This window comes from Enterococcus sp. DIV0187 (genome assembly GCF_051713785.1).
Taxonomy (GTDB): Bacteria; Bacillota; Bacilli; order Lactobacillales; family Enterococcaceae; genus Enterococcus_A; species Enterococcus_A avium.
On sequence record NZ_JBIOQO010000001.1, the window covers coordinates 3,141,873 to 3,165,895 of the forward strand.

At 38.3% G+C, this 24,023-nt stretch carries 15 protein-coding genes and 2 pseudogenes; 14 read left to right on the top strand and 3 right to left on the bottom strand.

The features are described from left to right. Positions 1 to 98: 98 nt before the first annotated feature. Positions 99 to 929, top strand: a complete 831-nt coding sequence (gene mreC, locus IGI52_RS15400; protein ID WP_016181613.1) for a rod shape-determining protein MreC — start codon at positions 99 to 101, stop codon at positions 927 to 929. 347 nt (positions 930 to 1,276) lie between these two features. Here the strand turns inward: mreC and IGI52_RS15405 are convergent, their stop codons facing one another. Next, a complete protein-coding gene (locus IGI52_RS15405; protein WP_016181612.1) occupies positions 1,277 to 2,074 on the bottom strand; it encodes a MurR/RpiR family transcriptional regulator in 798 nt (265 codons plus the stop codon). Positions 2,075 to 2,240: 166 nt separating this feature from the next. Here IGI52_RS15405 and IGI52_RS15410 point away from each other — a divergent pair, with 166 nt between their 5' ends. From IGI52_RS15410 to IGI52_RS15420, 3 genes are read left to right on the top strand one after another with little or no spacing between them, the layout of a single operon-like run. Continuing rightward, positions 2,241 to 3,524, top strand: coding sequence for a PTS sugar transporter subunit IIC (locus IGI52_RS15410; RefSeq protein ID WP_016181611.1), 1,284 nt, complete (start codon positions 2,241 to 2,243; stop codon positions 3,522 to 3,524). After that, positions 3,517 to 4,908, top strand: a complete 1,392-nt coding sequence (locus tag IGI52_RS15415; protein ID WP_016181610.1) for a glycoside hydrolase family 1 protein — start codon at positions 3,517 to 3,519, stop codon at positions 4,906 to 4,908. The genes IGI52_RS15410 and IGI52_RS15415 overlap by 8 nt, the downstream gene beginning before the upstream one ends. Positions 4,909 to 4,936: 28 nt before the next feature. Further along, complete coding sequence (locus IGI52_RS15420) at positions 4,937 to 5,827, top strand: ROK family protein (protein WP_016181609.1); 891 nt, start codon at positions 4,937 to 4,939, stop codon at positions 5,825 to 5,827. A 520-nt stretch (positions 5,828 to 6,347) separates the two neighbouring features. On the opposite strand, the pseudogene IGI52_RS15425 reads toward IGI52_RS15420, so the two are convergent. Then, positions 6,348 to 6,704: pseudogene (locus IGI52_RS15425) on the bottom strand (ATP-binding protein); the annotation flags it as partial. A 12-nt stretch (positions 6,705 to 6,716) separates the two neighbouring features. On the opposite strand from IGI52_RS15425, the pseudogene IGI52_RS15430 reads away from it, so the two are divergent. The 3 genes and pseudogenes from IGI52_RS15430 to IGI52_RS15440 all read left to right on the top strand — a co-directional run. Continuing rightward, positions 6,717 to 7,289: pseudogene (locus IGI52_RS15430) on the top strand (transposase); the annotation flags it as partial. 102 nt (positions 7,290 to 7,391) lie between these two features. Further along, positions 7,392 to 7,832 (top strand): transposase family protein, encoded by a 441-nt coding sequence (locus tag IGI52_RS15435; RefSeq protein ID WP_438781652.1) that lies wholly within the window; start codon positions 7,392 to 7,394, stop codon positions 7,830 to 7,832. Next, the gene (locus IGI52_RS15440; RefSeq protein ID WP_438781653.1) at positions 7,825 to 9,189 is read left to right on the top strand and encodes an ISL3 family transposase; all 1,365 of its coding nucleotides are present in this window, start codon (positions 7,825 to 7,827) and stop codon (positions 9,187 to 9,189) included. The genes IGI52_RS15435 and IGI52_RS15440 overlap by 8 nt, the downstream gene beginning before the upstream one ends. 262 nt (positions 9,190 to 9,451) lie before the next feature. Here IGI52_RS15440 and IGI52_RS15445 read toward each other — a convergent pair whose 3' ends face one another. Then, the gene (locus tag IGI52_RS15445; protein ID WP_438781654.1) at positions 9,452 to 9,835 is read right to left on the bottom strand and encodes a transposase; all 384 of its coding nucleotides are present in this window, start codon (positions 9,833 to 9,835) and stop codon (positions 9,452 to 9,454) included. Positions 9,836 to 10,350: 515 nt separating this feature from the next. On the opposite strand from IGI52_RS15445, the gene IGI52_RS15450 reads away from it, so the two are divergent. The 7 genes from IGI52_RS15450 (at position 10,351) to lepB (ending at position 24,010) form a co-directional block, all read left to right on the top strand. Further along, positions 10,351 to 11,466, top strand: a complete 1,116-nt coding sequence (locus tag IGI52_RS15450) for a tyrosine-type recombinase/integrase (RefSeq protein WP_438781655.1) — start codon at positions 10,351 to 10,353, stop codon at positions 11,464 to 11,466. A 497-nt stretch (positions 11,467 to 11,963) separates the two neighbouring features. Beyond that, the gene (locus IGI52_RS15455; RefSeq protein WP_438781656.1) at positions 11,964 to 13,769 is read left to right on the top strand and encodes a SpaH/EbpB family LPXTG-anchored major pilin; all 1,806 of its coding nucleotides are present in this window, start codon (positions 11,964 to 11,966) and stop codon (positions 13,767 to 13,769) included. Positions 13,770 to 13,924: 155 nt separating this feature from the next. Beyond that, a complete protein-coding gene (locus IGI52_RS15460; RefSeq protein WP_438781657.1) occupies positions 13,925 to 18,622 on the top strand; it encodes a SpaA isopeptide-forming pilin-related protein in 4,698 nt (1,565 codons plus the stop codon). Position 18,623: 1 nt separating this feature from the next. Further along, positions 18,624 to 19,346, top strand: a complete 723-nt coding sequence (locus tag IGI52_RS15465; protein ID WP_438781659.1) for a pilin N-terminal domain-containing protein — start codon at positions 18,624 to 18,626, stop codon at positions 19,344 to 19,346. A gap of 106 nt (positions 19,347 to 19,452) precedes the next feature. Continuing rightward, positions 19,453 to 21,207: a class C sortase gene (locus IGI52_RS15470; RefSeq protein ID WP_438781660.1), complete on the top strand. Its 1,755-nt coding sequence runs from the start codon at positions 19,453 to 19,455 to the stop codon at positions 21,205 to 21,207. Between the two features lie 14 nt (positions 21,208 to 21,221). Further along, complete coding sequence (locus IGI52_RS15475) at positions 21,222 to 23,372, top strand: glucosaminidase domain-containing protein (RefSeq protein ID WP_438781661.1); 2,151 nt, start codon at positions 21,222 to 21,224, stop codon at positions 23,370 to 23,372. 59 nt (positions 23,373 to 23,431) lie between these two features. Further along, complete coding sequence (gene lepB / locus IGI52_RS15480; RefSeq protein WP_438781662.1) at positions 23,432 to 24,010, top strand: signal peptidase I; 579 nt, start codon at positions 23,432 to 23,434, stop codon at positions 24,008 to 24,010. Positions 24,011 to 24,023 lie beyond the last annotated feature (13 nt).

Here is a 24,023-nt window from a genome sequence, read left to right on the forward strand (position 1 = left end):
ATCATTGACATTAGAAAGCGGTTAACAGAAAATTGAAGCAACAAAGGATTTGTTTTTGGTTGTTGGTAAAAGTCGAATAGTTTATAGAGGGTGCCTAAGTGAAAAAGTTTCGTTTAAAAAGGTGGATGATTGTCGTGGTAATTTTGGCTATGGCAGTCATTCTAGTTACAGTAGTAAATCGATGGAAGAAAAACGATGCAGATACTGCGATGAATGATCCACTGTCTGTTGTTGGGGATATCGTTATGATACCTGGACGATGGTTCGGGAGTATTGATTCCTTGTCTAGACTGGTAAATACGTATGAAGAAAATAAAAATCTAAAAGGCGAGATCGAGCAACACGATGATTTGAAACAGAACGTGAAAAATCAAGCACAAGAAATCGAACGTCTAAAGGTTGAAGAGGAGTTAAGCAAAACATTGACTGATTATGAGAAGGTCTCGGCAACGGTCATCACACGTTCTCCAGACACCTGGCAGGATGAGCTTATCGTTGATAGAGGAAGTGATGACGGCGTGACGGAAAACATGGCGGTTATGTCTCAAAAAGGGGTGATTGGTCGGGTGACGGAGGTTAGAGAACAGTCATCCAAAATTGAATTATTGACCTCTGATAATCAAAACAGTAACCATTTTCCAATAAAAATAGGTACAAATAATGGGGAGTCTTTTGGGATCTTAAATAAATATGAAGAAAAAAAACAGCAATTGATCGCCTCGCAGGTTACTAAAGAAAAAGAGATTAAAGAAGGGGACGTTGTTCGAACTTCCGGTTTGGGTGGAAATTCGCCAGCGGATCTTGTTATCGGCACTGTGGTTAAGGTTAAACCTAGCAGCAATGGCATCGATTTTGAAGTCTACGTTAAACCTTATGCACAAATGTATGATATTTCCTTCGTGACGATTATCAAAGGAATGGCCGAGTAACGGACGGTTCTAGACGAAAAGGGTAAATCTGCGTTTTAGTAATTTTTAAAAAGAATTCATAGTCAGAATTTGAAATAGAAGACAAAAAACACCCGCATCCTCAATCAGGATGCGGGTGTTGTTGTCTGTAAGAAGTCTTACATTAATTTGTTGTAGAATTGTTATTCTTTATGTAGCTAAAAGTCTGTGGAAATAGCATTACCTATATATGAAAAATCATATACTATTCAAATGTAACTAAGTCAAAAAACTCAATCGTGGGGCATATAGGAAAGTGAATCATTTTTGATATGTGTGCCTACAGTTGTTTTGGAAGAAAATAGAATGTAAAAATAAAAGGACCAAAATTATTTTTTTCTAAATAATGAAAAGTATCTTCTTACAAAGTATTCACAAAATAAAATAGTTGGATAACTTCCAGCTTCGATATAATTTCTTTTTGTAACGGAGATAATGTGGTCAAATGAAGTAGAAATTAGATTTTCTGTATGTTGTGTAATGAAACAGGTCTCGCAATCCATATTTATGATGGCATTCATCAATTTCGTATTTTCTGAAAGAAAATTTCCGAATGAGGATAATACGATTACAAAAGATTGACTATCAATATAATTAGTCAATCTTTCGAAATCGGCAATTGTCTCACCAGTATATATAACAGATCCTGAGATAAAAAAACCGCGTTGTATCTCTTGCAACAGATTAAGTGAACTAGGTGAGCCGAATAAAAAAAGCTTCTTTTGCTTATTTATTAAGGTGAGTATTTTATCTACCTTTTCAATATCGATATTTTCTGATACATCCTCGATAGAATTGATAATAGCCTGTGAGTATTTTTTTAAAAATTCTTTTGGATTGTCAGTAATCAAATCTACTGATTTACTATTCATCCTGAAATTGAATTCAGGTTTATATTGAGATGGCAAAGTTAGTTCTTTTTTTAAAGATTGAAAATTCTCATATTGAAAAAAACGAGCAAATCTAGAAACGGTTGCATTAGATACAAAACATTCGTTCGCTAACTCAGTAATAGAAAGTTTTGGAACGTTATTAATATGTTTAATTAGATAGATAATGATACGGGCATAAGAGCTGTCTAACTCGTGTGTGTTCAAATAATCTAGCATTTTGATATAGCTTTCCATTTTTTCACCTCGACGTACTGTATGAGTATGTTAGTCTACAAAGTATATCAAATTTTCATACTCATGAAAATAGTCATACAGATTGTAAATTTCTTTATTAAGTTGGAAACAAAAGAAGTTAGGGTATTGTTAATATAGTTTTATCTTATGAAAGGAAGGTTTTTTTATGAATAAAAAAATATCGGAAAAAATAGTTCCAGCAATGTCAAAACTTGGACAAGTCAAAATATTGCAAGCGCTATCTGGCGGTATGATGTTGACATTGCCTTTAACTTTGGGAGCGGCTATCTTTTCTTTATTAGGTAGTTTTCCTATACCTAGAGTTGCTGAGTATTTTCAGAAAATCGGTTTAACAGAGCAATTAAATGCAATCTCTGGAGGAACAATGGGTGTATTAGCACTTTTCACTACAGTTGCTATTGCTTATAGCTATTCAAAATTGCTTGAAATAAAAGAAATTACAGCAGTTTTATTTTCTCTAGCCGCTTTTCTTATTTTATCTCCTCAACAAATAACGGTTGGAGATGAAAGTGTTGGAGGTTTTTTGTCTAGTAATCTCGGAAGTTCAGGGATATTTGTTTCTATGCTTATTGGTATTTTTATTCCGTGGACTTACTCAAAACTTGTAAAAAATAAAAAACTAGTCTTAAAAATGCCTGATACAGTACCACCAATGGTAACTATGTCGTTTGAACCAATCTTCATTGGAATCATATTATTATTTTTTGTTTTTATAGTAAGACTAGGATTTAGTTTCACAAGTTTCGGAACAATTTTTTCTTTTATCAATGAAAGTGTCGCCAAACCGCTTTTAGATATAGGCGCGTCTGTGCCTTCATTATTTTTAATTTATGTTCTAGCAAACATATTGTTTTTCTTCGGGATTCATCCAAATGCGATTATGTCTGTAATCACTCCAGTCGTTATGACCATGATGATGATGTCTATAGAACAATTTAATGCGGGCGAATCTGTTAAGTATTTCAACAATTTAGTAGTTTTTGATTTTATGAATAATGATGGAACTGGTAGCACTCTTAGCCTGATGATATGTATTCTATTTTTTGGGAAATCCAAGAGATATCGTTCCTTTGCAAAACTCGGGACTATCCCGAACATTTTTAATATCAATGAACCAGTAATATTTGGTTTTCCTATCATGTTGAATCCTATCATGTTTGTACCATTTGTTTTAAGCACGATTGTATCCGGTGGTATTGGCTTTATTGCTGTACAAATTGGATTTATTACTTCTTATAACCCAAATTTTTCTGCAGTTATTTTACCTTGGACAGTCCCTAAATTTATTGCAGCATTCTTTACAATGGGGTGGCAAGGAGTTGTTGTCAGAATTGTAATCATGATCGTTCTAGTAGCACTTTATTATCCATTCTTTAAATACTTAGATAAAGAAGAAGTGGCAAATGAGGAGAGATTAATAAGTGAATAATCAATTTTTTCCAAACGATTTTCTTTGGGGAGCCAGTACTTCAGCATTTCAGGTTGAGGGGGCAGCGTATGCAGAGGGAAAAGGCATTTCGGTTGCTGATTTGAGGACTAAAAAGAAAAATCATATACAGATGGATACGACAGTTACAGTAGATCATTACCATCATCTTGAAGAAGATGTTCAATTGATGGTAGAGCTTGGTCTCAAAGCTTATCGATTTTCAATTAGCTGGACAAGGATTTTTCCAAATGGAGATACAAAAGAAATCAATCCTAAAGGAGTAGAATTTTATCACCGATTAATTGATTTGTTAAACGCAAATGGAATAGAGCCAATCGTAACAATGTTTCATTTTGATTATCCTATGTCTTTAATTGAAAAGTTTGGTGGTTGGGAATCTAAGCAGTCAATTAATAGCTTTTTTGATTACGCAACCTTTCTATTGAAGGAATACGGTAGTAAAGTTACCTATTGGTTAACTATCAACGAACAGAATGTAATGGTAAATCAACCAGATATTATGGGAATTGAAGACACTGATTCTTCAGAGTTATATAAAAAGGCCCAGTATGCGAATATTAACATGTGTATCGCTCAAGCAAAAGTCTTTAGTTTAGTGGAACATAAGTATCCCAAATTAAAAGTTGGTCCTGCTGTTTCTTATATTACAGCCTTGCCTGAAAATGGTACCTCAGAAAATGTTTTATTAGCGAAAACGATTGAAGACATGTTTTCTTTCTCGCTAATGGATATCTCACTAAGGGGAAAAATTCCTCAACAATATTTGAATATGTTGGAAAATGCTGGAATCTCTCTTCCTATATCAAAAGAAGAAATGAAAATTTTATCTGAGGGAACTGCTAACTATCTTGCCGTTAATTGGTATTGTACGACGACTTTCAGACAAAAAGATGTTTTTGATCCTAAAAAAGCGCTGATGGAAAATGTTGAAGTATGTAAATCTAAATGGCTTGAGTATACTAACTGGGGTTGGTCATTTGACCCTGTTGGCATTCGTTATGCGTTACAGCAACTACACGACAGATATCCAGATATTCCAGTCTTGATTACAGAGTGTGGTTGGTCTGATACTGATGAGTTAGTCGATGGAAAAATTTATGATAATAAGAGAATTGCTTATTTAAATGATCATATTCATCAATTAGGGTTATCTATACGGGATGGTGTCAATTTGATTGGATTTTGTCCATGGTCTTTCATAGATTTACTTAGTGTTAATGATGGAATGGATAAAAGGTATGGGCTAGTTTATGTTGATCGAGATAATTTTAATGAAAGAAGCATGAAACGATATAAAAAAGAGAGCTTTTATTTTTATAAAAAAGTAATATCCAGCAACGGACATAATACGTTAAATGAATAAACTATAACTGAAAGTTGGGAGATATCAATTGAATATTCTAAGTCTAGATGTAGGTGGAACATTCATCAAATGGGGTGTAATGAATGAAAGCGTAGAAATACTCAAACAGGGGAAAGTAGTTACCCCTAGAACCTGTCTTGACGATTTTCTAAATTCAATCAAAAAAATAGTAGAATTGAATCAAGAGTTCTCGATTGTTGGATTATCTTTTAGCCTTCCTGGAACTATGGATAGTTCGACGGGTGATATTACACACGGAGGTTCTCTGCGTTATTTAGATGGAATTAATTTCTATGATCTTCTTCAGAACAGTTTTCCCATGAATATTCATGTTGCGAATGATGCGCGATGCGCAGCGCTCGCAGAGATGCAATTTGGAAATCTTGGAAATGTGAAAAATGGTCTGGCTTTTATTTTAGGTACAGGTGTAGGTGGAGCTATTATAATCAACGGTGAAATCTATTCAGGTTCTAATTTGTATGCAGGAGAATTTTCACTTATGGTTTCTTCGAATTTGGAAAATGGTAGAAGACAATTTTTAGGTGATGAATTAAGTGTTCCGTCATTAGTTGAAAAAGTGAAACAACAATTGAATTTAGAAAAATTAACAGGCGAATCAATGATGGAAATAGTGAAATCAGGAAATTCTGAAGCTAATAAAATTTATGGTGAGTATATTAATTGCGTAGTAAATAGTTTAATTTCATTACAGTTTATCTTTTCGCCAGAAAAAATTGTTCTTGGTGGGGGAATAAGTCAGGATGATTATTTTATAGAATCAATAATTCAAAACTATGCTATTTTTTTTAAAACCATTCCTTTGCCGAAAGGATTGAAGCATGCAGAGATAACTCGATGTAGATTTGCAAATGATGCCAATCTAATAGGTGCGTTCATTAATTATCAAACAAAAAAGTAAGATACTAAAAAATCTATAATCAATTTCAACCAGAAGACTGGATTAAGTACACGATTTGAATCACGATAAATACTTGTAAATAAAAATCTGATCAATCTTTTTTCATACGAACAAGTTTAGGTTATTCAAGTATTAAAACTATAATGGATTAATATGTCGGATAGCAACTAAGTCGAATCGATTTTCGGCATTTACAGACAAAAAACACCCGTATCCTCAATCAGGATGCGGGTGTTGTTGTCTGTAAGAAGTCTTACATTAATTTGTTGTAGATTTCTAAAACAGGTATTATTAAACATCAAATTATGGAGAATACTGATTGAACAACAGATTTTCTATGTTTAATAATCATTGACAATCATGGTCTTGTAAACGTAGCTAAGGTAAAAACTAAGTTAAAAAATGTACTGTGGGGCACATGGAAAAAGAAATCAAACTTGATGTGTTTTGCAAGGACATTCCGCATAAGATTGCAAAGAAAATTACATAACTTTGCCACGCATAATTTTTGTCTATTTTTTTATATTTTTGATAACGCATTCTTGAGTTTATAGCTTTCACCAGTGAAGCTTAATATATGGGCGTGATGAATCAATCTGTCCACCAATGCCGCCGTAAGGCGGGGATCAATGAGCACTTTATTCCAACTACTAAATTCAAGGTTGGATGTAATAATGACGCTTTTTGTCTCATACCATTCGCTGATTAACTGAAATAGCAGTTCAGAGCCTTCTTTTGTAAAGGGAACATAACCCATTTCGTCTAATATAATTAAACGTGCCTTGTCGAATTTCTTTTTTAGTGAATGAATCTGTTGCTTCTTCCAAGCCTTCTCAAGTTCTGTTACAAGCTCAGAAACACGCCAAAATCTTGTTTCGTAACCCTTGGCACTTTTGGAAAGAATTATGTCCGCCGATTTAGAGAAACGACGGTGTTTGAGGATATTTTTGCCTATATTTTAGAACAAGCAGTTAAAGCAGGTTTTGTAACAGAGGATCATTTGTATCTTGATTCTACCCACATCAAAGCTAACGCCAATAAACATAAGTTTACGAAAGAAATGACCCATGATGAAGCGAAAGCCTATCAGGATGAATTAGAAGATGAGATCAATCGTCAACGAATAGAGGCCGGAAAACGCCCTTTTACTTTGGACTTAGAAAAGGAAGTGAAGCTGAAAGAAAGAAAAATAAGTAAGGCTGATCCGGAAAGCGGCTACTACGTCAAAGGCGAACGAGAAAAACAATTTGCTTATTCTGCCCATACTTCATGCGACGACAACGGATTTATTCTTAGCACAATCATCACTCCTGGAAATATTCATGACAGTCAAGTCGCCTTTCAGCTCGTCAAACAATCGAAGAGACTTTTTCCTGAAATCAACTGTGTTGTCGCTGATGCTGGGTATAAGACACCTAAGTTTGTTCACTTTTTGACTCATTTGAATCTTCGACCTTGTTTGCTGTGACTGCTAAAATAAAGTGGGTTCTTTCCAGAGTTAGTTGATTTGCTTGCTCAAGCATGGTAAAAGTAAAGTAATAAATCAACATAGGAGTGAGCCATCGTGAAGGAATTGATTAAACTGCTGGATGAACATCTGGATTACATTGACCATGAGTTGACGGGTGACACATTTTTCATTTATGTTGCTTCAAACCGGTATTCTGTCGATTGCCCATTCTGCCACACTCCCTCTTCCAGGATACACTCAAGGTACGAGCGTTCTTTCCAAGATCTACCGATCCAAGGAAAAAAAGTGGTCATCGTGCTGGAGAACCGCAAATTTTTCTGTGAGAACCAAGAATGTGGTCATACCACTTTTGCAGAACGTTTCGATGTTTTGGCTGGAAAAGCAAAAAAGACCAAACGGCTGGAAGAAGAAATATTACGTATCTCGTTGAATGTCAGTTCAGTAGCAGCCTCGGAAATACTGAGAAACCAGATCGTTGATGTGGGAAAGAGCACCATCTGTAATCTGATAAAAAAAAACTGGAACAATGATTGATAAAGCGATCGTAACTGCTGTTTGTATTGATGATTTTGCTCTAAAAAAAAGAGAACGCTACGGCACAATTATGGTAGACCTCGAGACACATCGAGTCATTGATCTTTTGCCCAGCAGAGACGCGGAGGAGGTAACGGAATGGTTATGCACTTTCCCCAATTTGGAACTCGTCTCAAGAGATGGATCCATCACTTATAAAAACGCAATCTCTATTGCTCATCCAGAGGTCCGACAAGTAAGTGACAGGTTCCACTTGTATAAAAATCTCATTGATTATGGGAAAGCCCATTTGAAAAAAGTCATGAAGGCGCGAATTCTTATTCCAGCAACCAGAAGCATCGAAAACGTTGAAATAGAACAAGAAATATCTTCAGCCAATGAGAATCGAAAATTAACTTTGGAACAAAAATTTAGGAGGATAAAGAGTCTAGCTGATGCGGGTCTCACTCAAACACAGATCTGCGAAGAATTGAACATGGATGTCAGGAGTTATAAAAAACTGATTGCGCTGACAGATAAGGAAGTGATTGATCGTTTTAGAACGATTGCAAATGAAAGAAGTCAGGAAAAAGTCCTGATGAAAATGGAACTGGTGGAAGAAATACGAAGCATGCGACAAAACGGACTCAGCGTGAGTGCGATACAGCGTGATACAGACCTTGCACGAAGAACCATCTACAGATACCTTTCTCCAGATTTTGATCCCGTACACGGAACGATAGGCAAGTACAGACAAAGTGTTCTTGACAGGTATCGCTCCTTCATTGATCAAAAACTTGAGCTTGGGGTAATGGGCAGCGTCATTGAAAGAGAAATTAGGGAAATGGGGTACGAAGGTTCATCTTCCAATCTACGACACTACTGCAGTAGATGGAAAAAGGAGCAGATACATCCAGATGCTTCGAAAGCGACTGAAGTAGTTGGCTACACTGAGATGATCAAGCGTCAGCGATTGTTTAAACTGCTCTATCACCCGCTGGAAGAAGTGAGCGCCATCACAAAAGAACAATTTGAGCAAGTACTAAAAACGGTGCCACAATTTCAAGTCATATATAGTCTCATTTGGAGCTTCAAAAAACTGGTCTCCGAGAAAGAGGTGAATCAACTATCCAACTGGATCGCAGAAGCTCAAAAACTAGGAATCAGCGAAATCAATAGTTTCATCAATGGTATTATACGAGATATTGATGCGGTGCAAAACGCAATCACTTTTGATGAAAGCAATGGGCTAGCTGAAGGTAGCGTCAACAAAGTGAAAGTGATCAAGAGGATTATGTATGGCCGATGCGGGTTTAACACTTTAAGAACCAAAACCCTTCTTCTGGAAAAGATGCGGGGAAAGCCTGAAATCAACTAACTCTGGAAAGAACCCACTTTATTTTAGCAGTCACAGACGTTCAATAGCCCCTTCACGAATGTTGAAAAATAGCGAGATTGAGAATCGTTAGTGAAGCATTCAGTGCAAGTGGAGATGTATTGATTGAGTGATGTAAATCATCTGTTGTAAGTTTGTCTAGACCAAGCGTATCCATCATTTGAACGGTATAGCATTCTTTTTTCAGATCGGCCCCTTCATTTGAAAGATGCCACATTTAATGTGTTCGTTGTAGTGATAATGTCTACTGAATAATTACCAAATATTCGGAAAACGCAAAATCCGATGACTTTGACCATGTTTTTCTGAAACTCAAAGACCAATTGAAAATTTGGCGTAAAAAATCTGCCGTCAATTTTGACAGATTCATGGCGATCACGCTCAGAGCGATACTGGTAAGCGTCGTATCCTTGCGTTTTGTTCGGACTAATCTCGCACTAAAACAGCGTTTCAATAGACTGAAGCCGCGTTCCACTTCTACTCTGTCCGCGTTGTCTTGGGGTTCGATGGTTTTATCTCGACTCGCATTTTTCTTTGGACGCCCTAAAGTTGGTTCAGAAAGCCGGATCTCTCGATGGTTACGTCTCTTTTTTTCAAAGCAAATGAAGATCAAGAATAAAATTGTCATGAATGTTACTGTTGAAAATGATAAGCTATTTTAGAAAAGTAATATTATAATAAAAGGATAAGTAAAATGAGGTGAATGGAAAGTTGATATAAAGAATAAAAAACGTTCTTTTTGTTTGGGATATAACAAAAATCACACATGATATGTGCAGATATATATAACATAAAGTTATTTTTCTGAAACAGAAAAGATGCTTTTATTTTTGTAGTTTAGCTTTTAAAAACACTATTTACCTGCATGAATCTTACTTGGTCTTATAAAAAACTAGAAACAAACAAGACTCATCAAAAATATAATAACTAATATATGACATATAAGAGCAATTCCTAAGATGATTATATATTATCTGTTATTAATAAGCAACACAAATCACAAAAATAATTATTTTTTTAATAGTAGAAGTGAGGATGGGAGAGTAGCCTCCTCCTATCTCTAGCTTTTCAACTAAAAAGACTAATAGAATAGAAAAATATACACCGTCAGTTACGCCGTCAAAAAATAGGAGGAATGCTCGTATGCGCAAAGGTGAAAATATTTATCTTCGGAAAGATGGTCGTTGGGAAGGCCGATTTCCGAAAGGGAGAAAAACAAGTGGACAAATCAAGTATGGATATGTCTATGGGAAGAGTTATACAGAAGTAAGACAAAGAATTTATCCGCTTCGAATTCATTACCAATCCTTACAAAAAATTCAAGGTTCCTCAGTGGAATATTTTGAAAAATGGGCAGAGAGATGGCTTGATGAAATTCAGGACGAGGTCAAGTCATCAACACTTTCCAGTTACCGTTATAAGTTAACAAAATATGTTTTCCCGATGATTGGAAAAGTTGCTTTAAATGAATTGTCGATTGATTCAGGAAAAATTCTCTTGAAAAGACTGCAGGAGACTTTATCCTGTTCAACCATTCAAGTGGTTTTCAGAATATTGAATAAATGTTTGAATCACGCTAAGAAAACAGGGAAGATTCATTCGAATCCCCTTTTAGAGTTGGGAATTCCAAAAGCGAAACAAACCAAAGTAAGGGCCTTGACCCGCGCGGAACAAAAGAAAGTGATGGCTATTGCACTTAACGAGAAAAAGGGCTATGGTGTTCCCTCGCTACTCGCTCTCTATTCGGGGTTGCGAATAGGGGAAGTTGCGGCACTCAAATGGACGGATATTGATTTTGATGCCAATTTGATTCATGTGGTTCACACGTACCAAAGAATTCCAACCAACAGTCCGATTAAAAAAACACAATTGATTTTAGCAGACTCAAAAACGGAAGCTTCTGGACGGATAATTCCTATGAGTAAGACATTGAAGAAACTATTACTGACGCATCGGAAGCAATCAAAAGGCCACTTTGTCTTTTCCACCAACGGTCACCCCTGTGAACCGCGGCTACTTACTTATCATTTTCACCGTATTCGTGAAAAAGCGGAGCTTCTTCATATCCATTTTCATCAATTGCGGCACACATTTGCAACTCGCTGTTTGGAAATAAAAGAAGATATTTCCTCTGTGAGTGCCCTTCTTGGTCATGCCTCTACGCAGATGACGTTGGATACCTATGTGGATGCTATGCTAGAACAACGGTTTTCAGTTATTAACGAATTGGACAGTTTTTTAAGAAAAAATATTTTGTAAAATTAAAAAAAATAGGCTCTTTTTTCGGGGTATTCTTTTTTCAAAAACGAAGAAAGCGCTTACTCGGAGCCGTGAATGAACACACCATCATGAATCCTTCGGTTTATTCAATTTCTTTTCCAAAATAGATTGAGGATCCAAAGCATTCTATAATAAGCCGTCATTCATCGTCAAGAATAGATGATAGAGCCCTATTCAAAAGGAGTGATAATGTGTTTCTAGTTTTTTATAAGACTAAGAAGAAAAAAGTGTAATAATTAGAGCTTTTGACAAAAATGATGAACTTTATCAAGCTTTTGAAAGGGGGAATGTTTATCGAAGGACAGACATACTATTTTTTCATTAATTTCCAATATAGAACTGGAAGGTGCTGTTCTCCATTTGTGTATTGGAGTGTATTGGAAAAAATTAGCAATTAGGAAATCGATAATCCTTCTTTCTAATTCTTTATTTTAGCTAATTTAAGAGTAAAAAACAAAAAAGTAAGGGAGATAATTATGAAGAGCAAAAGAAAATGGATAAGTAAAACAGCAATGATGTTAGGGGTATTAACAATGATAGGAGCAGCAGGTGCTGGTTCTACGGCAGTTTTTGCGGCACCACCTACACAGAATATTAGTGGGAATGCGGTATCAGACAATACATCTGATCGTTCAATTACTATTTGGAAATACGAAATTAATAGTGCCTCTGAATTAGGTGAGCGAGGCGATGGGGAATCATTAGATCCATCTGTGGCACCTGATTTAGTTGGAAAAAAAGTCATGAAGGATGTTAATTTTGAAATTATCCGAGTGAAGCCTAAAGGAAACGCGTCCTTGACAGACCCGTTAAAACAAGTCGAAGGTACAGATTGGGAAGTCGATGCAACATTCACTAGATTGACTGGCAAAACTGATTCTGACGGTAAATTGACCTTTGATGTAGGTACAGGTAAAACAGCGGATGGAATATACTTAGTTCGAGAAATCAAAGATTCTGTGTCTGGTGATTATACGTATACAGATCCTACGACGGGTGAAACAGAATTGAAAATCAGCAAACCAATGGATCCATTCTTTGTTCACCTGCCACAAACAAAACGAGATGATACTGGCAAATTGATTTATGATGTCCATGTGTATCCTAAGAATATCGTGACAGATACAGAATTAAATAAGACTGTTGAAGGTGGTAAAGGCTACTCAATCAAAGCGGGAAATGACTTCCAATGGGAAGCGACAACGAAACTTCCATCAGGGCTGTACAGTGAGATCGACAAAGAAATGACGATTACTAATTGGTTAGATCCGGCAGATGGGACCATCAAAGATTTGGTGATCGGAGCAGGTGACTTGCCATTTGATTTATTCGCCAATTACTTCAGAGTAAGCGATAGCATCGATGAAAACCTGAAATTACAAGATGTAGAAGTTTACGTGTTAGACAAAAATGGTGATCCTGTCCAATTAACAAATGGGACAGAATATGAAGTAACACTAGGTGGCACGAAAATTGTTGCACCAAGTAAAGTAGAAGATTTAACGTTGGGTGCTAAAAAAGAAGTTGTAGTTAGTTTAACGCAAGCTGGAATGAAAAAAGTGACTGTTGATGAAGACACACACTTGCAAGTTGTGTATAAAGTAACAACGGACAAAGATTTTAACGGTATAATCGCCAATAAATTTGGCATCGAATATTTGCTTCCTGGACAAGAACCAGTTACAGAAGAAAGTGAAGAAAATCCAGAGTACTATGATGGTGGATTTGACATTGAAAAGACAGATGAAGGTTCAACAGCGTTGGATGGTGCAGAATTTCATATTGCGACCAGTGAAGCAGATGCGAATGCGAAGAAATTCTTAGCGTCTGATGGCAATTCTTATACCTTGAATGACGATGGGACAAGTACACCGGCATTGCCAAGCGGCGTTACTTACCTAAAAGCAACTTCTCTTAGCGGAAAAGCAGAATTCAATGGGTTAGCATTGGATTGGTTTACTGATGATGATGGGGATGGGAAACAAGATCCAACGAATCCAGTTGAAGCAACATGGCCTAAAGCAAATATCAAAAAAGATTATTGGGTAGTGGAAACGAAAGCACCTTCTGGCTATGAATTGATTAAAGACCCACAAAAAGTAACGGTAACTTTGGATACAGCAAGTGATGCAGCTGTAGAACTAACCGTAATCAACAAGAAGAAAACGGACTTACCATTTACCGGTGGCGCTGGTACAACATTGATGATTGTGATTGCTTTAGGAGCTATTACAATTGGTACAGCAACAATGGCGATTGAAAAAAAACGTCGTCAAGTGTAGGGGATAACTAGCGCATGACATACGTTGTACTGCAAGCTGCTTACGAAGGATTGTCTTAAAAAGACATCCTTCGTATCAATCTGTTAGACAAAATATATGTTTAACGGGGCTGATAGATTGTCTCTTAAGAAGACAATGGAAAGGAAAGGAAGACGATGACAAAACCGATTCAAATAAAACGCATGGTCCCCCTCCTTCTTCCTGTTGTGTTGATAATAGGAGTTCTTTTCTTCTATTACCATGGAAAAGCACTAAAAGCATCAGCACCTGACTCGTTAGTCAGTGTAACAGTGAAAAATAAAGCAGTTCCCAATGATTCTTTAGAGACTGATAAAGAAACTGTCGAGCTTTCTTTTAAGGCAAAAGATACAGATATTTTTGAATTATCGTATGATGATACCGTTTCTATTGTTCCTTTAAATGAAGAAGGACAAGACATCGCGTACCCTCAATTGGATTCTTCAGATTTTAAAAAAAGTCAAGCTTTGGGGCTGTTTGAAAAACGTTTGGAGACAGTAAAAACGAGCGAACAAGAATCAAGTAAAGAACTGATGGTTAGTGAAGGTCGTGAACGATTTCCTTATTACCAAGTACATAAAAGCGAAAGTAAAGGGAGTTTCTATTTTGAATTAGAAAAAAATCAAGTTCAACACCTTCGTATCACACGATTGACAAGAAAAGAACAAACCGTGACCATAAAATCATTAAAAGACAACAATAAAACGCAACCAATTGTTCTATTTAAGACAACAGAACAATTGAATCAAGCTCAAACAAAAATTCCAGAAACAATTGAGCCAGTTGAGAATGAAAGACAAGAAGAATTCGTAGAACCAACAAATAGTGGAAGTGATAATACTGAAGGTCAGATAAACAAGTCACCAAAATCTGAAAATGAAGATGTCAAAGAAGAAAGAACAGCAGATTCTGCGGCTGAGGAGAAAACAATTGACTCACGAGCAGTTAGTGGAACTACACCATTTCGAGTAAGCATTGATGTTGGACGAACGACCGGGGTGGCGCCATTTGATACTACTAAGGCACCCGGTTACGATAGAAGTGCAGATGATGAGTTTGTTCGAACATGGGATATTGCCAGTTATCGTGTCAACATTGGGATAAGTAATATGGATGTAAAATATACGTCATTGCGCATTCGATTAGACACGGAATTATCAGATTCTTGGCGTAAAGACAGTGCTGGTCAAATTCGACAAACTGCGGAATTATCGAATGGTACAGTAACCGATACAGGGAATGGGACAAAAAAATCAAATCGAAGCAGTTGGCTAACCTTGAGTAAAGCGACTGGACAAGCTTATTTTACTGAAACAATAGAAACATTTGGTGGCGTCAATGGAGATTCATTGAAACCAGAATTTACGGTAACCATTGAAAGTGCTAAAACGACGAGTGGGGGAACAGAGACGATTGATCAAGTGATCAATGCTAGTGTTGAACCTCATTTGAAGGACGAAATCTTTATTAGTGCTAAGCCACTTGTAGATGTAAAAATGGTTTGGTCTCCAAATAGTATGACAACTTTTAATCAATTAGCAAGTTCTACTGATCATCCGTATACAATGGTTAGTAATGTAGCAGCATATGTTCAATTGAAGCCGCTTCCTGGAAGGACTGATATTGGTTTACTTAAGGGATCGACCTATCCGGTTGGAGGGGTTCGATATGATATTAATCAGAAGCTCGTGTATTCCGAAGACCATAGTGATGTACAAAAAGAGTTAGAAATAGGGACCGATACTAGGGGGATGCAGGCCATTATGTATGACGGTCTCTATCGCAGAGATCAATGGTCACCTAATAAACAAGTTACTGCGGAATATGTACAATATGAACCCACACTTAAAGAGCTATCTCGAAGTGGAATGGCAGCGCCGGCGGGATATACAAGAAGAATATATCCACCGACTCAAACTAGTCCAAATAATAATATAGGGATATATGATACGGGAAAACCTAAGGCAATCAATCAAGTATCGGATAATTCTATTCGTGTTGAAAATCAAGATTATACACCGATTAGTGTCGGACCAAATAAATGGTTTGTTAATGGGGGAAAGATGGCAAGTAATGCAGAACCTTTTTCTGTTATAAATATGGCTATGACTTTTCCTTATGAATACTTAGAGAAACAAGTAGATATTAATGCTAATATTGATTACCAACTAACTGTATCAAAAATAAAATATGAAGGTGTAGAACAAGATGTAAATTCAAAAATCAGTATGGCTTGGGATAGAAAATGGCCAGGAAGTATGATAACTTATGCAGTTTTTATGGATAAAAATAGAAAGGCCTATAGTAGTAATCATGATACTAACTTTTATAAAAGCTCAGGAGATGGGGTTGTAGCAAAGGGAGAAAAAATATATCTTAGAAGTGCCACTAGTGCTGTAGATTTTAGAACAGAGAATGCAGTTCAGTACACACGGTGGAATGCTAATAGTTTCGAGTATGATTCATCAAGATCAATCATCCAGACTCATACCGATATGGATGAAAAAGCAATATATTTTGGAGTAGGAAATAATGTCCCTGATGTTTCTTTAAGAGAGCAAGAAGAAATAGATAAAGCTTATTCATGGTATTCTAGTGCTACGGAAGCAGAGAAAAACGGAACTATAGCAGCTATAAAGACCGTGACTCATAATACATCGGCATCTGGAGTGAATTCTATAAGAGTTTGGGTACCGTTAACAGTTGTTGGAACATTGACGGAGGAAGATGGAAAGGGAAATGGCAATATAGGCTTGACAAATACAATGTTATTAGACAATGAAGATAAAAGTGTTCGCATTTCACCAGGAAAGGGTAAGAATAATTATGCTTATACAAAGTATAATGATAGTGGAGTAATTACAGAAATTCATAACCCATCTGGGGATTATGGAGATACTCTTTATATTACACCGATGACAATTCGTCCAACAATTACATCGGATAAATCTGTATATTCTCCTCAAGAAGTGATCAGATGGAGTGTAGAGGGAAAAGTAGAAAGTGGATCTAGTCAAAATCATAAAGTAAAATTTGCAGTCACTATACCTGAAGAAACACATTATGCTGATGGTACGGCAAAAGATTATCTAGGAAAACAGTTATCCGATCCAGTGATTAAGGATAATAGTGATGGAACTCAAACGTTGACATGGATATTGGATTATCTGACAGAAAATAGTAGTTATAATCCAAAGGTATCTTTTGATACAATTGTTATTTCTTCAAAGTTAAACTTTATCAATAACGTTGCGGATTTAGACGGAAAAGTTGTTGCAGATTTATGGTTGGAGAGTGATGAAAATAACAAGGATACGTCAGAAGAAGAATTTCGAACTAGTACAAAAACAGTGTCAGTATCGAACAGTGGTGTAATCGTAGTCGATAAGGAAGTTAATAAACCTTATATCGAAAGTGGGAATGAAGTTGATCCCGCTAAACCCTCAATAACACATCCTACTGATTTTACGTATACCATTTCCTATAAAAATCACTCAGCGGTTGCAATGAATGATATTCGGGTGTTGGACGTCCTCCCTTATAACGGGGATGGACGTGGAACAGACTTTAATGGCGACTATTCTCTTTTATCAACCAAGTTGGGTAATGGCTCTGGAGTGATTTGGTATACGAATAATTCTTTTTCAGCAAATGTTGATCCAAACTCGATTGTCTTGAGTTCTGGTTGGTATAAACTTGGTTCGGATATGTCTGTTTTGAAAAATGCGAAGGCTGTAATGGCTATCTATGACGAGGTTCAACCAGATGAAGATTTGAGTTTTTCAATCACTTTACGACCGGATAAACAGAAAGCTGGGGATAAGTATGTCAACGCACCATCATTGAATTCTCATTTGAATAAATTTGTTCAAGGTGTTCCAAGTAGAGTAACAGTTTATGGACGAGATCTATCTGGGGTTGCTTGGTATGATGATAGTCTAGATGGGTTGATAGGGAATAAATCCTCTGGGGCTCCGGAAGACTGGGTCAAAGATATTCCCGTTAAGTTATATCGAACTAGTCTTGAAGTTCCTTCCTATAAGAAGAAGTTAGTGGAGGAAAGTTTGACAGGGGAGAAATTCATTAATGGTTCTGGCGATTCCTTAGTGAAAACCGACGCGAATGGAAAGTATCTATTTGAAAATTTACCAGAGGGTGACTATATCGCGGAGTTTATTATCGGAGATAAGGTTGTTCAACGAGAAGCAAGGGTCACAAAGCAGCTGGTAGGATCCGATCCAACAAAGAACTCAAAAGCAGATCAAGACTCTTATCAAACGCTGGAGTATGAACAACCGAGCTTGAGTGAAATTGCGGGTTCGGGAGCGACCGACGCAAAGCATCATGTGACCGATGTCAACCTCGGTTTGATTCGACCATCAACGATTCGTCTATTTAAATATGCGACAGGGACAGCGACAGATGCTAACGGAGATGGAGAATTAAGTGAGGCCGAAAAGGCGACTGGTACACCATTAAGCGGGGCAGAATTTGAGGTTTATGAAGGGGATGCAAGTACACCTTTTGCGACTGAAACAACAGATGGTAGTGGGTATCTGAATTTTGTGAAGCTGTTCCCTGGGGAACACACCTTGATCGAGACCAAAGCCCCAAGTGGTTATGAATTGATCAAAAATCCGATCAAAGTCACGATCACGGAAGGGAACCAAACGGTGACGGTCTATCAAGAAAATGACAAGAAGGCGGACCTACCATTTACTGGAGGTACCAAAGCATTACGAATCATTTTGATTGCATCTGTCTCATTATTCGTCATTGGAATGGCCGGAGTATTCCTACATTTTCGACCAATCAAAGTAAGGGGAGGAAATTAAAGTGAAAAAAGTACGTCGTTTGTTGTTTTGCTTATTTGTTTTCTCTCTGAGCTTTGGTGGTGTGATTTCTGCTCATGCCGAAGCAGAAAACGCAGAAGGTGTGGGGATTTCTGGGTACAGTATCTTCATTCAAAAATACAAAATCGATGATTTTGCAAAAATTGCAGAGACGATGCCCTTAGATGGAACCAAAGTAGATCAAGTGAAAGATGCGGATGGGAAGAATCTTGATCCGTTGCCAGGAATATCTTATGAGATCACTCGGGTGACGCCAATTCAAGGGGCATCTGGATTTGAGCCTGTTCAGGGGGATGGAGCGTACCATACAACGGTAACCACGGATACGCAAGGGCTTGCTCATGCAGAAAATCTCGCGCAAGGGATGTATCAAATTGTTGAGAAGGAACACAAGCAATTAAAAGATGTGATGGAGCCGGTCATTGTTGAGTTACCTTTCCCTCAACAGACAGGCGAACCCTTGAATGAAGTATATATTTATCCCAAGTCCAGTGTTTTAGGTGAGACGCCTAAATTGCCTGTGACTAAAGGACCAGACGGTCAGCCAATTCCTGTTGAAGTCGATGAAAAAGGCGAGATTAAGAAGTTGCCGCAAACCAGTGGAAACATTGGAACTGCTCAGGTTTTGATGTGGATCTTAGCCATGATCGTTGCGATGGGCGGAGTTGGAATGTTTAGTATCCACCGCAAAAAAGACGTTTTTTAATCAAGTCATGCATCATCACTGAAGAAAGAATCTCGGATGCGGAACTGTTAGTATCCTGGATTCTTTCTTTCAACTTGTAAATCCCTATTGGAAAGAAGGAACCGCCATGAAGAAGACCCCAAAAAAGAAACGAAAACATTCCTTTCTAAAGATTTTCGCAATCATCATGATTGTCGGCGGAGTCTTGACATTACTCTATCCAATTGCTGGGAATTACTTGGCAAATCGTGAACGTAGTCAGGCGGTATCTGAGTACGACGACACGATGAAGAAAATGTCTCAGAAGGAAAAAGATGAACAATGGGCGTTGGCAAAAGCCTATAATGAATACATCTACAACAAACAAGAAGGCTTGCCGAAGGGCAATCCAGTCGTTTACAACAAGGTCATGAAACAAGGGGATGTCATGGGTACCGTCGATATTCCTGCGATTGATATCAAACAAATGCCTTTTTTTCACGGCACGTCATTCAAAACATTAGAAAAAGGCTTGGGGCATTTTGAGCCGACTTCGATCCCGATTGGTGGGAAAAATACCCGCTCAGTCATTACGGGACATAGCGGAGTCAAAAACCAAGTCTTGTTTACGGATATCCGTAATTTAAAAGAAGGCGATTTGTTTTTTATTAATATTTTAGGCAAGCGATTGGCGTATGAGATTGATTCTTTTGAGGAAATCCTGCCTAGCGATGTCGATAAGGTCAAAATTTATAAAGGGAAAGATAAAGTGACCCTGCTTACCTGCACACCGCCAGGTATCAACACTTTCCGGCTATTAGTAACTGGTCATCGAACGGATTATAAAGCCGCGGTTCAAAGAAAAGTCAAAAAACGGAATACCTGGAGTTATCAAAATATTGTTCTGACAACACTAGGATTGAATGTGGCGATCTTCATCTTATTGATGAGCCTATATCGCCGCTTCATCAAACGTTTCCGCTCAGATGATCCCGTCGTTTCAGCGAAAGCTCGAAAGAATCTGAAACGCTTGTTCCAAGTCACGAAAACCTTATTCATCATTCTGTTCGTCACGATGACCGCTGTTCTAGTCACCGCGATCTATGGCTACCTGCACATGGAACAAGAGCCCGCCTCGGCAGCGATTAATGTAGGACCGAAGGAAGAACTGAGTGCCTACAACATCGACAAAATTGATGAGGCAAATTATGGCGAGAAACAAATCGCCAGTGTAAAAATCTCCGATTACGCCAAAGCGAAATCAGTGGTTCAGAATACAACCAATAACTGGGGGATCGGCAAGCTTGTGATCCCGGATGTGTCGATTGATTTACCCATCTTAGCTGGGATGGCAAATGAAAACTTGTTAACAGGAGCGGCTACCTACCGCTCCGATCAACAGTTAGGACGAGGCAACTACGTTGCGCTAGCCCATAACATCTTCGATAAGGATGTCTTGCTTCACCGCATCCAAGATTTAAAAAAAGGACAGCTGATCTATGCGACAGATTTCAAGGATGTCTATGTTTACGAGGTTTTTTTGAACAAGATTATCGAAGAAACAGAGGTTTCATACGTTGAAAAGGAACCAAAAAATGGGATCGCCAAGCTGACACTTTTACGTTGTGAGGGAGACATCGGCACGATCTATCGGCGTCTTGTTCAAGGAAATCTCAAAAGCGTCCAGCCGCTTCATGACGCCAAAGACGATCTGTTCGATCAAATGAAGCTGAAACGAAATGATGGGAAAATCGACGGCACCATCATGAAAAAGGATCCAGTGTCTGAGCTCGAACGGGTAAGCATGACACTGGCTGCGAAGATCATTTCTGATCCGATGCAGACGGTCGTGCCGTTGTTCTTATTATTCTTATTACCGATTTTATTCTTTAGTTTGATCTAGAAAGGAACAAATACATGAAAAAGATAGTTGTGGGTGTTTGCGGGATACTCGTTTTCATTGGCGGCCTTGCCAGCTTACGCAGTGGTGTTTTAAAAGCAGGAGAGCTGACAAAAGATTCTTCTTTAATAGTAGAAACAGGAACGGTAGAAAGTCAGGTGTCAATTCCAGAAAGTAGCGAAGCACGAGTAAATGACGTGAGTACAGTGGAATTGGAATCACCCATTCCCATGGAAGAAGTAGAAGAATCAACGGATGCACCAGAACATTCCAGCAGTTCCGAATCGGAAGTTTTAAGTACGTCGGAAATTGCTTCTTCAGAAAGCAGCTCAGTCGATTCGTCAACGAACTCGACGGCTTCTTCGACAAATTCAAGTACATCCAGTTCGACGAAGCCTTCCAGCAGTTCGTCCAATTCAAGTTCGACAAGGCCGAGCAGTGCACCATCAAGCAGTACGCAACCAAATAAAACGAAGCCAAGCACGGCAACTCCGAGTAGTTCCGTGCCAACACAGCCGACCACAAGTAAAGATGAACCGAAACAGTCTATGGCTCCAATACCAGTTGTACCGAATGAGCCTGCCGCAGTAATGCCAGCTGCACCAAAAGATTCAAGTGTTCGACCGAACGCGTTTGTTGCGCCGACGGCACCGGATGCCTTTTCAGAAACCAGCAATTTAAAGCTGCCAAGTGAGCTGAAGGCAACGGAAGTTGCTCAATCCGATTTGAAGGGATTCGAATTACCGTTACTAAACAGTCTTGAAAATAAAACTCATGGAGCATTAATCTATGAAGGGATCAAGCAACTTGGAACTGAACAGGAAGAAGGCTATGATCCGGAGCAATTAGCGACAGACATCTATCAAAATCTATTCGCGTTAGAGCTTGAAGAAAAGCCAGAAAAAATGCCTGAAGAAATCGAAGTGGGCAGTCTGTTATATCAAAAGAAAAAGGACAAGAACATTCTACTCGGTGTCTATCTTGGAGATGACTATTATTTGACTGTCGATGATGTAGAAATCGAAAAAGAGGCGGATAAAGAAAAAGCGACAGAAGAAAAAGGAACGACAGATTCGGAATCTGATGAAATTGAAGCCCAACGTCAAGTCGTTATAGAAACGATTGATTTAGAAGAGGATTTATTAGTTCAAGAACTGCCAGAAACACCCTTGACCAAATATGGTGAAGAGATTCTAGCGGAATATCCTGCCTCAATGAACTTTAAAGAAAACGAAGGTGCTAAGAATTTTATTAAGAAGGTTGGAGACGATGCTCGTAAGTTAGGACAGGAGTACGATGTCTTTGCCTCAGTCATGATCGCCCAAGCATTATTGGAAAGTGGATCTGGAACAAGTACCTTATCTTTAGCACCAAATCATAATTTATTCGGGATTAAAGGAACCTATCAAGGTCAATCAGTTTCGATGGCGACTCAAGAGGACCGTGGAAATGGCGATCTCTACTCGATAAACGCAGCTTTCCGTAAATACCCAAATTATGCGGCGTCGCTGGGTGATTATGTAGAATTATTACGCGGTGGAATTTCAGGAAATGCTAGGTATTACAAACAAACGTGGCGTTCAACTGCGAAAAACTACCTACGCACCACAAATGCATTGACCGGTACTTACGCGACAGATACCACTTATGGGAAGAAACTGAATTCGATTATCGCGCTCTATCATTTGACGCAATATGATCAGGTGAAAACAGACGGCAAAGATTCGGGCATCTTCATCAAAGGCAAAGAGGCGATTCCAGCGGAGTACCGCAGTCGGATGAAATACCCGGACTACAATGGTGTGGACTACAACAGCTCCGGCTCTTACCCCGTTGGTCAATGTACCTGGTATGCCTTCAATCGTGTGAAGCAGCTAGGAAAATCAGTCGATGATTACATGGGCAACGGCGGCGAGTGGGCGACAAAAGGTAAAGCGTTAGGCTATCAAGTCAGCCAAAAACCAAAAGCAGGTTGGTTGATTTCCTTTAAACCAGGTACCGCTGGTTCCGATCCACGCTACGGACATGTGGCGTTTGTGGAAGTTGTTCGACCAGAGGGTATTCTGATTTCAGAAGGAAATGTTTACGGCGGTACGGTGATCTCGTATCGAGTAATCGATACGGCTTTAGCAACATCTGACCAGGTATCTTATATCAAAGCGAAGTAAAAAGAATACCCAGTCAGACTTTATTTGACAATACTACTATACAAGGAGCACTGTAACTTATGGCAACTGTTCGATCACGTCAAACAAAAAAAGAAGAAAGTCCGCCTCACCGCTCGATCGCTAAAAGCCTTATCTTAACGATTCTGACCCTGTTGTTATTAGTGGTTCTGTTCGTTTCCGGGCAGCTCGTTCGAAGAGAGTATAGCTTTCATCCCATCTCAGGAACTTCTATGAATCCAACCTTGACGGAAAAAGATATGGTTTTAGTGAAAAAAAGGGATCCAATTCACCGATACGATGTGATCGCCTTTTCCGTCAAAGGAGAGAATGGGAAATTTGTGAAACGAGTGATCGGGATACCTGGGGATACGATGTTTATCCGCAATGATCGAATGGTTTTGAATATTGGTGATCATGGAGATTTTGAGACGACTTATACGTTTCAATTATCTCCGGCTGTCGCGGAAGAATTTCAAGCGTTGACGAAGATTCCAAAGGGCTTGTATTTTACGACAGGGGATCATATTGATGTGTCGAAAGATAGTCGCACATTTGGTTTTGTCTACAAACGAGATGTTGAAGGGACCGTTCAGTTTCATCTTCCCTCCTTGATCAGAAAGCAGGCGGACAGCGAATGAGACAACACAACCT

Excerpts from the sequence above, each read along its gene's own strand:
- lepB (WP_438781662.1), top strand. The coding sequence starts at position 23,432 with ATGGCAACTGTTCGATCACGTCAAACAAAAAAAGAAGAAAGTCCGCCT.
- IGI52_RS15460 (WP_438781657.1), top strand. The coding sequence starts at position 13,925 with ATGACAAAACCGATTCAAATAAAACGCATGGTCCCCCTCCTTCTTCCT.
- IGI52_RS15450 (WP_438781655.1), top strand. The coding sequence starts at position 10,351 with ATGCGCAAAGGTGAAAATATTTATCTTCGGAAAGATGGTCGTTGGGAA.
- IGI52_RS15470 (WP_438781660.1), top strand. The coding sequence starts at position 19,453 with ATGAAGAAGACCCCAAAAAAGAAACGAAAACATTCCTTTCTAAAGATT.
- IGI52_RS15445 (WP_438781654.1), bottom strand. The coding sequence starts at position 9,835 with ATGACAATTTTATTCTTGATCTTCATTTGCTTTGAAAAAAAGAGACGT.
- IGI52_RS15405 (WP_016181612.1), bottom strand. The coding sequence starts at position 2,074 with ATGGAAAGCTATATCAAAATGCTAGATTATTTGAACACACACGAGTTA.
- IGI52_RS15410 (WP_016181611.1), top strand. The coding sequence starts at position 2,241 with ATGAATAAAAAAATATCGGAAAAAATAGTTCCAGCAATGTCAAAACTT.
- IGI52_RS15440 (WP_438781653.1), top strand. The coding sequence starts at position 7,825 with ATGATTGATAAAGCGATCGTAACTGCTGTTTGTATTGATGATTTTGCT.
- IGI52_RS15455 (WP_438781656.1), top strand. The coding sequence starts at position 11,964 with ATGAAGAGCAAAAGAAAATGGATAAGTAAAACAGCAATGATGTTAGGG.
- IGI52_RS15475 (WP_438781661.1), top strand. The coding sequence starts at position 21,222 with ATGAAAAAGATAGTTGTGGGTGTTTGCGGGATACTCGTTTTCATTGGC.